Origin of the sequence: Paenisporosarcina sp. TG-14 (genome assembly GCF_000297555.1) — a bacterium.
GTDB classification, from domain to species: domain Bacteria; phylum Bacillota; class Bacilli; order Bacillales_A; family Planococcaceae; genus Paenisporosarcina; species Paenisporosarcina antarctica.
The window spans coordinates 1-11,882 of sequence record NZ_AMGD01000103.1 but is presented as its reverse complement, the minus strand read 5'-3'; the positions used below and the strand labels follow the sequence as shown (position 1 = coordinate 11,882).

The following is an 11,882-nucleotide window of genomic DNA, read 5'->3' as shown; positions in this document are numbered from 1 at the left end:
GCCCGCGGAAAGCGTCCATCTGTTTCTGCATCGCTACGCTAGCTTCGAAACATGAAAGTGCGCTGGAACGGAAAGCAACAGGATACTTGACTAATCGCAAGAAAAGACTATCCAGAAAGTCCCTCGACAAATAAATAAATTATAGCCGACTAAAATTCTTCACCAACGTAATTTGACAAAGAACCACACTTCACTAACAGTAGCGCTAGGAAGGAACCTTTACCTCCACAAAGTAGTCTAATAAACGAAACTTTCTTAAAAGTGTAAATAACAATCGTGTAGAACGTTATCGTTTTTTTCTGCTATAATAGATGAAGTTTGAACGTAGAGGAGATGACCTAATGGGAAAAGTATACGTATTTGACCATCCATTAATCCAACATAAATTAACCTATATTCGTGATAAGAGAACGGGTACAAAAGAGTTTCGTGAATTGGTGGACGAAGTAGCTACATTGATGGCCTTCGAAATCACGCGTGATCTTCCACTAGATGACGTAGAAGTTGAAACACCTGTAACGACAGCGAAAGCGAAAGTCTTATCAGGAAAAAAACTTGGCATCGTGCCTATTCTACGTGCTGGTATTGGCATGGTAGACGGTATCTTGAAATTAATGCCTGCTGCTAAAGTTGGTCATATCGGATTGTACCGTGATCCAGAAACATTACAACCTATTGAATATTATGTGAAGCTCCCGGCGGATGTTGAAGAGCGTGATTTTATATTGGTAGACCCGATGCTAGCAACAGGTGGATCGGCAATTGCAGCAATTAATTCACTTAAATCTCGTGGTGCGAAAAACATTAAGTTTATGTGTTTAATAGCTGCTCCAGAAGGTGTAGAAGTTATTAAACAACTACATCCAGATGTTGACATTTACATTGCAGCACTTGATGAAAAACTGGATGACCACGGCTATATCGTGCCTGGACTTGGCGATGCTGGTGACCGTTTGTTTGGAACAAAATAAGTGTAAGGATGTGCTTAGCCGTTGACTAAAAAATTTAAAGTCATGACGATTTTTGGAACTCGACCTGAAGCAATAAAAATGGCACCACTTGTTTTAGAACTTCAGAAACATACAGATGATATCGAATCCATCGTCACAGTAACTGCGCAACATCGTCAAATGCTTGACCAAGTTTTAGACACATTTGGCATCACGCCAGACTTTGATTTGAACATTATGAAAGACCGCCAAACATTAATCGACGTAACAACGCGTGGACTTGAAGGTTTGGATGCAGTCATGAAAGAAGCGAAGCCTGATATCGTATTAGTACATGGCGATACGACAACGACTTTTATTGCTAGCTTAGCGGCATTTTATAATCAAATCGCGGTTGGTCACGTGGAAGCGGGACTTCGTACGTTTAACAAATATTCTCCGTACCCAGAAGAAATGAACCGACAATTAACAGGTGTGATGGCAGATATTCATTTCTCACCAACGGAAGTATCGGCTGCTAACCTTCGCCGTGAAAACAAACCGGAAGACTCTATCGTCGTTACTGGTAACACGGCCATTGACGCATTGAAAACAACGGTCCGTGAAGAGTATACGCATCCGGTGTTGGAACAAATCGGTACAGACCGCATGATTTTATTAACTGCTCACAGACGTGAAAACTTAGGAGATCCAATGCGCAACATGTTCCGTGCAATTAAGCGATTAATTGAAGAACATAATGATGTACAAGTTGTGTATCCAGTTCACATGAATCCGGTTGTTAGAGAATTAGCGAATGAAGTGCTAGGTAACGATCCACGCATTCACTTAATAGAACCTCTAGACGTACTAGATTTCCATAACTTTGCATCACGTTCCTTCATTATATTGACGGATTCAGGTGGAGTTCAGGAAGAAGCACCTTCTTTAGGTAAGCCAGTCCTTGTATTACGCGATACAACAGAACGACCTGAAGGAATTGCAGCAGGTACTTTAAAGTTAGCGGGTACTGATGAGGAAACAATCTATGGCTTAGCAAAAGAATTGTTAACGAATGAAGAAACTTATGCATCCATGTCACAAGCTTCAAATCCTTATGGTGACGGACAAGCATCAAGACGTATCGTCGAAGCATTGAAAATCTATTTAAATAAATAGAAAATTAGGGCTGCCTCGGCAGCCCTTTTGTTTTTTAAAGCGCGGTTTCATCACGCAGTTAAAGAGAATAAAAAAATCGAGCTCCACTTCTGAAAATCCCTTAAATCTCAACAAAGTATATTACGAAAATATAATAATAAATTGAAATATTGTAGTCTAAATTACCTAAATTTCATAACAACTGAGCCCGCTGTTCATGAATTTGTCTACAATATGTCAAGCGTGAAGACATTGTGAAGTTAATCTAGGGAATCAATTGACATCATTTTAGCCCTATTGTATGCTTACAAAGGGTATAATTCAGAAGGTTTTCATCAGTAACGACGCTTTGAAAGCCTGTCATATCTACTTTCTATTAGATTCGCGGTTTTTACGTATTTTGTAAAAACTTAGGGGTTATCATGCGTATAACAAGAGGTTCTTTATAAGTAATAGCCTTTTAGTCGGCTATTGTCTCACAACTTGTTGGTTCTATTTTATCGGCGTATTCACAACTTTGTGGCTCCACGCGAAATAGACACCACCCCGTTATTTTTTAGTGCTGTGTCTGTTCATTGGACTAGATACTGGTGTGACAGTCATGATTCTGTCCTTTCGAAAATACGGTTCAGGAGATACATAACCTATGCAAGATTTACAGCTAGTTTACGCAAGGCAAAAGAAACTCGTATTTTTTTTGCTCGCATTCTGTGCACTCGGATGGGGTTTTACACCTGTCCAATCGGTGTTTGCTGGCTTAGCAATAGGCTCCCTATTCGGGTTGTATAATTTTTGGCTCCTCGTACGGAGATTGGAAAAATTCGACCGCTCCTTAAGTGAAGGGAAGAAAGTAGCGTCGCTCGGCACTGCACTTAGGTTCGCCTCGGGTATTGCGGCTGTCGCGATTGCCATATCCATCCCCGAACATATTCACTTAGCTAGCACGGTCATCGGGTTGATGATTCCGTATGTTTACTTACTTGTAGACAGAATTGTATACCATGTGAAACACCATTAAACGAATTGTGAAAGAGAGGTGAATGAATCGTGCATCATGACAATCCAACCGTTGTATGGCTTGGGCTGACGTTCAATCTATCTAACGTTTTGATGCTATCGGTTACCGCACTAATTGTTTTCTTAATTGCTGTTATCTCAACACGTAAATTAAGTGTGAAACCAACCGGTATGCAAAACTTTATGGAGTGGATAATGGACTTCGTAAAGGGTATTATCAAAAGCAACATGGACTGGAAAACAGGTGGTAGATTCCATGTGCTTGGAATTACACTAATTATGTTTATCTTTGTGGCAAACATGTTAGGTCTTCCATTTTCAGTCATAATTAAAGGTGAACTTTGGTGGAAATCGCCAACAGCTGACCCACTAGTTGCTATGACGCTTGCTTCAATGGTCGTTATTTTAACTCATTTCTATGCGATTCAAATGAAAGGCGTGAAAGAATACGGAAAAGACTTTTTACGTCCACTACCGTTCTTAGCACCCTTAAAAATTATTGAAGAGTTCGCAAATACGTTGACACTTGGTCTTCGTCTTTACGGGAATATCTACGCAGGAGAAATCCTACTGGGCTTACTAGCTGGTTTAGGTTTTGGCGCTGCAGGTATTTTAGGATTTATGGGCGTACTCGTACCAACACTTGCTTGGCAAAGTTTCTCGATCTTTATAGGAGCAATCCAAGCGTTTATCTTCGTTATGTTAACGATGGTCTATATGGCACACAAAGTGAGCCGCGATCATTAATATAATGTTCATTTATTTGAGCAAATAACAAAAAAAAAAATGTATATTCCAAGGAGGAAATTATTATTATGGTAGGTTCAGTTGGTCTTTTAGCAGCAGCGATAGCAATTGGTTTAGGTGCACTTGGTGCAGGTATTGGTAACGGAATGATCGTTTCAAAAACAGTAGAAGGTATCGCTCGTCAACCAGAAGCTCGTGGCGTTCTTCAAACAACAATGTTCATCGGTGTTGCATTAGTTGAGGCACTTCCAATCATTGCAGCAGTTATCGCGTTTATCGTATTAAACCGTTAATCTAAAATTTTTAAAATGGCGAAGTATTCTTCGCCATTAATTTTTGAGAAGTAAACATCTTTGAGATACTTATTATTCAATAAATTATATTTTTAGCATCACACATAGAATAAAGTTCTGGAAGGGAGTGAAACAATCGTGTTTTTAGACTACCTAGTACTGAATGCCACTGAAGGTGAAGTGGATTTGCTGAACACTGGTGATATCTTTACTACCTTAATTATTTTCATCATTTTGATGCTACTGCTGAAGAAATTCGCATGGGGTCCATTGATGGGCATAATGACACAACGTGAAGAATTGATTGCGAATGAAATCGAAGCAGCTGAAAATAGCCGCATAGAGTCAGGTAAATTATTAGAACAACAAAATAGTTTATTAAAAGTAGCACGAACGGAAGCACAAGCGATTGTTGAAAACGCTAAGAAACAAGGCGAAGTACAACGTGGAGAAATTGTCACTGTTGCACGCGCTGAAGCGAATCGCATGAAAGAATCAGCTGTCCGTGAGATTGAAACAGAGAAAGAAAAAGCAATAGCAGCAGTACGTGGGCAAGTTGTTTCTCTATCTGTACTTGCCGCATCTAAAGTTCTTGGAAAACAAATTTCTGAGGAAGATAACCGTGCGTTAATTGAAGAAACGATTGCGAAGGCAGGCGATGTAGGATGAGTCAATCAACTACAGCAAAACCTTACGCCCTTGCGCTATTTCAACTAGCACAAGAGCATAACCAACTAGCTCACGTAGAAGAAGATTTACGTGAAGTAAAAGTTGTCTTTAAAGAAAATCCGGAGTTGTCAGTATTGCTCGCTTCACCAAAGCTTTCTTTAGATCGTAAAAAAGAAATAATTCGTGAATTGTTCAGTAATGCCAATCCATTTATCGTAAACACACTACAATTATTAATTGACAATAAACGTATTAACGAAACGGTAGCAGTAGTTACTGAGTTTGAAGAACTTTCAAACGCAGCTCAAGGTATTGCAGATGCGAAAGTATTTTCAACACGAGCTTTAACAGATGTTGAGCGTGAAGCGATTTCGACTGCATTTGCTAGCAAAGTAGGGAAAAAATCTTTACGTATTGAGAATGAAATCGATCCATCTTTACTTGGTGGAATTCGTTTACAAATTGGTAACCGCATTTTCGACAACAGTGTAAGCGCGAAGTTAGAACGCTTGAAAAAAGAACTAATTGGTTAATATTATGAAATGGAAGAGGTGACATACATGGGCATCAAAGCTGAAGAAATCAGTGTCTTGATAAAGCAGCAGATTGAAAATTATCAATCTGAGATGAAAGTTAGCGATGTGGGTACAGTTATCCAAATTGGTGACGGTATCGCTCGTGCTCATGGTCTCGACAACGTCATGGCTGGAGAGTTAATAGAATTCTCTACCGGTGTTATGGGTATGGCACAAAACTTAGAAGCTAACAATGTAGGTATCGTTATTCTAGGACCATATGCAGATATCAAAGAAGGCGATGAAGTACGTCGTACAGGCCGTATTATGGAAGTACCAGTTGGACCAGAATTGATTGGCCGCGTTGTCAATCCACTTGGCCAACCAGTTGATGGCTTAGGCCCAATCAACACAACGAAAAGACGTCCAATCGAAAGCCCAGCACAAGGTGTTATGGCCCGTAAATCGGTTCATGAGCCATTGCAAACGGGTATCAAAGCGATTGATGCATTAGTACCAATCGGCCGTGGTCAACGTGAGTTAATCATCGGTGACCGTCAAACAGGTAAAACATCTGTTGCAATTGATACAATTTTAAATCAAGCTGACCAAAACATGATTTGTATATACGTAGCAATCGGTCAAAAAGAATCGACTGTTCGTAACGTAGTTGAAACGCTTCGTAAAAACGGCGCATTAGAATACACAATCATTGTTACAGCTTCAGCATCACAACCAGCTCCACTATTATTCCTTGCACCATATACAGGAATAACTATGGCTGAAGAGTTCATGTTCGAAGGCAAGCACGTATTGGTTGTTTATGATGATTTATCTAAACAAGCTGCTGCTTACCGCGAACTTTCATTATTACTTCGTCGTCCTCCAGGCCGTGAAGCATATCCAGGGGATGTATTCTACCTACACAGCCGTTTATTAGAACGCGCTGCTAAGTTGAATGAAACACTTGGAGCAGGTTCAATTACAGCTCTTCCATTCGTTGAAACACAAGCTGGAGATATCTCTGCTTACATTCCAACGAACGTAATTTCGATTACAGATGGACAGATCTTCTTGCAATCTGATTTATTCTTCTCAGGTGTTCGACCAGCAATTAATGCAGGTTTATCTGTATCACGTGTTGGTGGTTCAGCTCAAATTAAAGCAATGAAAAAAGTTGCGGGTACACTTCGTCTTGACTTAGCTGCATTCCGTGAACTTGAAGCATTCTCTCAATTCGGTTCTGACCTTGATAAAGTTACACAAGGGAAACTTAACCGTGGCGTGCGTACAGTAGAAGTATTGAAACAAGGCTTGAACAAACCACTTAAGGTTGAAAAACAAGTTATTATTCTTTACGCTCTAACACGTGGTCATTTAGATGAAATCCCAGTTCAAGATATCGTTCGTTTTGAGAACGAATTGCACAGCTGGTTAGATTCAAACCACACAAACGTTTTAGATCACATCCGTACAACAAAAGATCTTCCTGCTGACGAAGACTTAGTAAACGCGATCTCAGCGTTTAAAAAGACATTTGCAAAATCAGAGTAATCTTTTTGGATGAATAAAAAACGATAAGGTGGTGAATTACCAGTGGCATCATTACGCGACATAAAAGGCCGAATAACATCAACAAAGCAAACGAGTCAAATTACAAAGGCAATGCAAATGGTGTCGGCTTCTAAATTGAACCGTGCAGAATTGAATGCGAAATCATTTGTTCCGTACATGGCGAAAATCCAAGAAGTCGTAATAGCAATTGCATCAGGTACACAAGATAGTGGACATCCAATGTTAACTTATCGTCCTGTAGCGAAAACTGCTTACCTAGTCATCACATCTGACCGTGGACTTGCAGGTGCATACAACAGTAACGTGTTACGTGCTGTGACGAACGCTATTAAAGAACGTCATACATCAAGCGACCAATATGTAATATTTGCAATTGGACGTATTGGACTTGAATATTTCACGAAACGCGGACTTACTGTTGTTGAAAGCATGATCGCTTTACCTGACCAACCTTCATTTGCTGATATTAAGGAAATTGCGCGCAAAGCTGTTGGTATGTTCTCAGAAGGTACGTATGATGAACTTTATATGTACTACAACCACTATGTTAGCGCCATTCAACAAGAAGTTACAGAGAAAAAGGTGCTACCGTTAACGGAAATCGCTAAATCTAGTGCGACTGCTTCATATGAATTCGAGCCTTCAGCCGATGCCATTCTTGAAGTGTTACTTCCGCAATATGCGGAAAGCTTAATTTACGGTGCCTTACTAGACGGAAAAGCAAGTGAGCATGCTGCACGTATGACAGCAATGCAAAGTGCAACTGACAACGCAACTGAATTAATTAGCTCATTAACATTACAATATAACCGCGCACGTCAAGCTGCGATTACCCAAGAAATTACGGAAATCATTGGCGGCGTAGCGGCTCTAGAATAGAATTAGTAAGTTAGATAGGAGGGAACAACTATGAACAAAGGACACGTTCTTCAAGTAATGGGTCCCGTTGTTGACGTAAAGTTTGACAATGGCCACTTACCGGCAATTTATAATGCATTGACAGTTACGATCGAACGTCCAAACCAAGCACCAACTACGCTAACTCTTGAAGTTGCGTTACACCTTGGTGACGACTCTGTCCGTACCGTAGCTATGTCATCTACAGATGGCTTAAAGCGTGGTACGGAAGTTACAGATGCTGGTTCGGCAATTACCGTTCCAGTTGGTGACATCACTCTAGGTCGTGTATTTAACGTACTTGGTGAAGTAATTGACTTAGGCGAAGAAATTCCGGTTGAAAATCGCCGTGATCCAATTCATCGTCTAGCACCAACGTTTGATGAACTTTCAACTGAAGTTGAAATTCTTGAAACGGGTATCAAAGTAGTAGACTTATTAGCTCCTTACATTAAAGGTGGTAAAATCGGTTTATTCGGTGGTGCCGGTGTAGGTAAAACTGTTTTAATCCAAGAATTAATTAACAACATCGCACAAGAGCACGGCGGTATCTCAGTATTCGCAGGTGTTGGAGAGCGTACGCGTGAAGGAAACGACTTATACCACGAGATGAGCGATTCTGGCGTAATCAAGAAAACAGCATTAGTATTTGGACAAATGAACGAGCCGCCGGGTGCACGTATGCGTGTTGCTTTGACTGCTTTGACAATGGCTGAATATTTCCGTGATGACCAAGGTGCAGATGTACTATTGTTCATCGATAACATTTACCGTTACACTCAAGCAGGTTCTGAGGTTTCAGCCTTACTAGGTCGTATGCCATCAGCAGTTGGTTACCAACCAACACTTGCTACAGAAATGGGTCAATTACAAGAGCGTATCACGTCTACAAACCTAGGTTCAGTAACATCTATTCAAGCGATTTACGTACCTGCGGATGATTACACGGATCCAGCTCCTGCAACAACATTTGCTCACTTAGATGCAACAACAAACTTAGAACGTAAGCTATCTGAAATGGGTATTTACCCAGCAGTAGATCCTTTGGCTTCAACTTCACGTGCATTGTCACCTGAAATCGTTGGCGAAGAGCACTACTCAGTAGCTCGTCAAGTTCAATCAACTCTACAACGTTACAAAGCACTTCAAGATATCATCGCGATTCTTGGAATGGATGAGTTATCTGATGAAGACAAGCAAACGGTTAACCGAGCACGTCGTATTCAGTTCTACTTATCTCAAAACTTTAACGTAGCAGAGCAATTTACTGGTCAAAAAGGTTCATACGTTCCTGTAAAAGAAACGGTTCAAGGATTCAAACAAATTCTTGAAGGCAAATATGACCACTTACCTGAAGATGCTTTCCGTTTAGTTGGACGCATTGAAGAAGTTGTTGCTAAAGCTAAAAGTTTAGGCGTTGAAGTTTAATAACAGGGACCAGGAGGGGAAAAAATGAAGACCATAAAAGTCAATATTGTCACTCCCGACGGCCCAGTATACGATTCTGAAGTCAACATGATCATTGCCAACACAGTAACCGGTGAAATCGGTGTTTTACCTGGACACATACCAATGGTTGCTCCACTTGAAATGGGTGCCATTCGTTTGAAAAAAGACGGACAAACAGAAATCGTCGCAGTAAGCGGTGGTTTCCTCGAAATCCGACCAGACCAAGTATCGATCTTAGCTCAAGCAGCTGAAGTCTCACAAGACATCGACTTAATCCGAGCTAAAGAAGCAGTGAAACGTGCTGAAGAACGTCTGAATTTAACTAAAAAAGACGACGTCGATTTCAAACGTGCGGAACTTGCATTGAAACGCGCGATGAATCGTATCAACGTTTATGAGGGTAACATCTAAAAAAATAGGGCGAGTCGATGAGAGCAACTCTCTTCGACTCGCTTTTTTATTGAGCATCTAGTGTTAAATTTCTATAAACATGACAATCTACCTTCCAAAGATTGATTGCGTGTATCAACTTAACTTTGAAAGGAGTAAATCTATGTATAACCAAATAGGACAACAAGCACTTGTAGGAGTTTTTTCACACATATTCTTTATTGGCATTACTTTCTTTGCATTGCGTGCAGTCATGTTAGATAAAGTCGTGAAAAAAAACCATGTTTTTCAGGTGCAAGTTTTATATATTCTAGTAAGTATCGCAATTGGTGCATCAGTGTCTAACTTTTTCTTATCGATGTCCGGTTGGTCAAGACAATTGCCTTACATATTTTCGTGATTCGTTCTCTTTGTGCCCATAAAGATGAATGTTTCGTCGCTATGGCCATGGAGAGAATAAAATATTCCCCGGGAAATAAATTGTCGAAGTATGTTTTAAGTCTATTAAAATAGGGAAACGTAAATGTAGTCACATAAGGAATAAGAGTTTGAAAGAGTTTCATTTTTGACCCACACAAAGCACTCAGAATTAACGTATTATATAAGACCATTCTTTGTAATAAATCTTTTTTTAAATGAGTGTATCGTTACTTGTGTTATACACAAAATGACTGTAACATAAGTAATGTTTTATTCCTTATAAATGACATCATACGATATAATTCGACACACATAGAGTAAAACCATAAAAGAGAACATGGAGGGTCATGCTTTGGAAAAAATTGTTGTAAAAGGCGGACACAAGTTAATTGGTAAAGTACGAGTAGAGGGTGCGAAAAATGCGGTATTACCGGTTTTAGCAGGAGCTCTATTAGCAACGAAAGGCAAGAACATTATTCGTGATGTAGCAAACTTAGCGGATGTTTATACGATTAATGAGGTATTAAAAAGTCTGGGAGCTACAGTTGAATATTTCCCTGAAAAAAATGAAGTCGTCATTGATTCATCAGCAACTTTGTCAAGTGAAGCCGAATTTGAATATGTAAGTAAAATGCGTGCTTCTATATTAGTAATGGGACCAATTTTAGCGCGTAATGGCTTTGCTCGAGTTTCACTTCCAGGTGGCTGTGCCATTGGATCGCGTCCAATTGATCAGCATTTAAAAGGTTTTAAAGCGATGGGAGCGGAAATTTCGTTCGGTCACGGATATGTTGAAGCAAAAATTGATGGTCGTTTAAAAGGTGCAAAAATCTATTTAGACTTCCCTAGTGTTGGCGCTACAGAAAATATTATGTCTGCTGCAGCATTAGCAGAAGGTACGACATTCATTGAAAATGCAGCTAGAGAGCCAGAAATTGTCGACTTAGCAAACTTCATAAACGAAATGGGTGGCCGAGTTATCGGTGCAGGAACGGACACAATTCGTATTGAAGGTGTGTACGAACTTGAAGGTACGCTTCACCATATTATTCCGGATCGCATAGAAGCAGGTACATTTATGGTAGCGGCAGCTATCACAAAAGGTGATGTAACTATAGTGAACGCAATTCCTGAACATATGACAGCACTTATTGCTAAAATGAAGGAAATGGGCGTTCAAATTAATGAAGAAGAAGACGGACTTCGTATCCGTGCAGATAAAACATTGAAATCTGTTGATATTAAAACAATGCCTCACCCAGGTTTCCCTACTGATATGCAATCTCAAGTAATGGCATTGATGTTAACGGCATCAGGTAATGGTATGATAACTGAAACTGTCTTTGAAAACCGCTTTATGCATGTGGAAGAATTGCGTCGCATGAACGGTAACATCAAAATTGATGGCCGCTCAGTAATTATGCAAGGACCATCCAACCTACAAGGTGCAGAAGTGGCAGCAACTGATTTACGTGCAGCTGCAGCATTAATCCTAGCTGGTTTAGCTTCAGAAGGCGTTACACGTGTGACTGAGCTTTATCATTTAGATCGTGGTTATGTGAATTTCCACTTGAAATTAGCAGCACTTGGTGCAGATATTGAACGTGTTTCAACTGAATCATCTGATGAGGTAGTAATGCAAACAGTTTAATGTACTTATACTATCCTATTCCAAAACCCTTCATCTTATACCTAGATGAAGGGTTTTTTTGAATTAAAGCAAGTTTATTGTCGTTTGATAGCTCAGTTGTAATAATGAAGGATTACGGTATCCCCGCCCGCAGTAGTTGGCGGGTAGGAAAATGTACACTTTCTTGTCGAGC

The 11,882-nt window shown here is 40.0% G+C and carries 13 protein-coding genes; all 13 read left to right on the top strand.

The window, feature by feature from the left end; all coding sequences use genetic code 11:
* Positions 1-341 precede the first annotated feature (341 nt).
* The 13 genes from upp to murA all read left to right on the top strand — a co-directional run bounded on the left by upp (position 342) and on the right by murA (position 11,710).
* Positions 342-971, top strand: coding sequence for a uracil phosphoribosyltransferase (upp, locus tag C406_RS0118510; RefSeq protein WP_017382147.1), 630 nt, complete (start codon positions 342-344; stop codon positions 969-971).
* A gap of 21 nt (positions 972-992) precedes the next feature.
* A complete protein-coding gene (gene wecB, locus C406_RS0118505; RefSeq protein ID WP_017382146.1) occupies positions 993-2,108 on the top strand; it encodes a non-hydrolyzing UDP-N-acetylglucosamine 2-epimerase in 1,116 nt (371 codons plus the stop codon).
* Positions 2,109-2,733: 625 nt separating this feature from the next.
* The gene (locus tag C406_RS0118500) at positions 2,734-3,105 is read left to right on the top strand and encodes an ATP synthase subunit I (protein ID WP_017382145.1); all 372 of its coding nucleotides are present in this window, start codon (positions 2,734-2,736) and stop codon (positions 3,103-3,105) included.
* A 29-nt stretch (positions 3,106-3,134) separates the two neighbouring features.
* Positions 3,135-3,851 (top strand): F0F1 ATP synthase subunit A, encoded by a 717-nt coding sequence (gene atpB, locus C406_RS0118495; RefSeq protein ID WP_017382144.1) that lies wholly within the window; start codon positions 3,135-3,137, stop codon positions 3,849-3,851.
* A gap of 68 nt (positions 3,852-3,919) precedes the next feature.
* Complete coding sequence (gene atpE, locus C406_RS0118490) at positions 3,920-4,144, top strand: F0F1 ATP synthase subunit C (protein WP_017382143.1); 225 nt, start codon at positions 3,920-3,922, stop codon at positions 4,142-4,144.
* A 138-nt stretch (positions 4,145-4,282) separates the two neighbouring features.
* On the top strand, positions 4,283-4,813 hold the full coding sequence (gene atpF, locus C406_RS0118485) for a F0F1 ATP synthase subunit B (RefSeq protein WP_017382142.1): 531 nt from the start codon (positions 4,283-4,285) through the stop codon (positions 4,811-4,813).
* Positions 4,810-5,346: a F0F1 ATP synthase subunit delta gene (locus C406_RS0118480; RefSeq protein ID WP_017382141.1), complete on the top strand. Its 537-nt coding sequence runs from the start codon at positions 4,810-4,812 to the stop codon at positions 5,344-5,346. Before atpF ends, C406_RS0118480 begins: the two co-directional genes overlap by 4 nt.
* 27 nt (positions 5,347-5,373) lie before the next feature.
* A complete protein-coding gene (atpA, locus tag C406_RS0118475) occupies positions 5,374-6,882 on the top strand; it encodes a F0F1 ATP synthase subunit alpha (RefSeq protein ID WP_017382140.1) in 1,509 nt (502 codons plus the stop codon).
* Between the two features lie 42 nt (positions 6,883-6,924).
* A complete protein-coding gene (atpG, locus tag C406_RS0118470) occupies positions 6,925-7,782 on the top strand; it encodes an ATP synthase F1 subunit gamma (protein ID WP_017382139.1) in 858 nt (285 codons plus the stop codon).
* A 30-nt stretch (positions 7,783-7,812) separates the two neighbouring features.
* Positions 7,813-9,228 carry a F0F1 ATP synthase subunit beta gene (gene atpD, locus C406_RS0118465; RefSeq protein ID WP_017382138.1) on the top strand — a complete coding sequence of 472 codons (1,416 nt, stop codon included), beginning with the start codon at positions 7,813-7,815 and terminating at the stop codon, positions 9,226-9,228.
* 24 nt (positions 9,229-9,252) lie between these two features.
* Positions 9,253-9,660, top strand: coding sequence for a F0F1 ATP synthase subunit epsilon (locus C406_RS0118460; protein WP_017382137.1), 408 nt, complete (start codon positions 9,253-9,255; stop codon positions 9,658-9,660).
* Positions 9,661-9,802: 142 nt separating this feature from the next.
* A complete protein-coding gene (locus tag C406_RS0118455; protein WP_017382136.1) occupies positions 9,803-10,039 on the top strand; it encodes a DUF1146 family protein in 237 nt (78 codons plus the stop codon).
* 372 nt (positions 10,040-10,411) lie between these two features.
* Positions 10,412-11,710: a UDP-N-acetylglucosamine 1-carboxyvinyltransferase gene (gene murA, locus C406_RS0118450; protein WP_017382135.1), complete on the top strand. Its 1,299-nt coding sequence runs from the start codon at positions 10,412-10,414 to the stop codon at positions 11,708-11,710.
* The last annotated feature ends 172 nt before the right edge of the window (positions 11,711-11,882 follow it).

Bases quoted from the DNA above. Each gene is read 5' to 3' on its own strand.
- atpD (WP_017382138.1), top strand. From the start codon at position 7,813: ATGAACAAAGGACACGTTCTTCAAGTAATGGGTCCCGTTGTTGACGTA.
- atpE (WP_017382143.1), top strand. From the start codon at position 3,920: ATGGTAGGTTCAGTTGGTCTTTTAGCAGCAGCGATAGCAATTGGTTTA.
- atpA (WP_017382140.1), top strand. From the start codon at position 5,374: ATGGGCATCAAAGCTGAAGAAATCAGTGTCTTGATAAAGCAGCAGATT.
- C406_RS0118455 (WP_017382136.1), top strand. From the start codon at position 9,803: ATGTATAACCAAATAGGACAACAAGCACTTGTAGGAGTTTTTTCACAC.
- C406_RS0118500 (WP_017382145.1), top strand. From the start codon at position 2,734: ATGCAAGATTTACAGCTAGTTTACGCAAGGCAAAAGAAACTCGTATTT.
- C406_RS0118460 (WP_017382137.1), top strand. From the start codon at position 9,253: ATGAAGACCATAAAAGTCAATATTGTCACTCCCGACGGCCCAGTATAC.
- C406_RS0118480 (WP_017382141.1), top strand. From the start codon at position 4,810: ATGAGTCAATCAACTACAGCAAAACCTTACGCCCTTGCGCTATTTCAA.
- upp (WP_017382147.1), top strand. From the start codon at position 342: ATGGGAAAAGTATACGTATTTGACCATCCATTAATCCAACATAAATTA.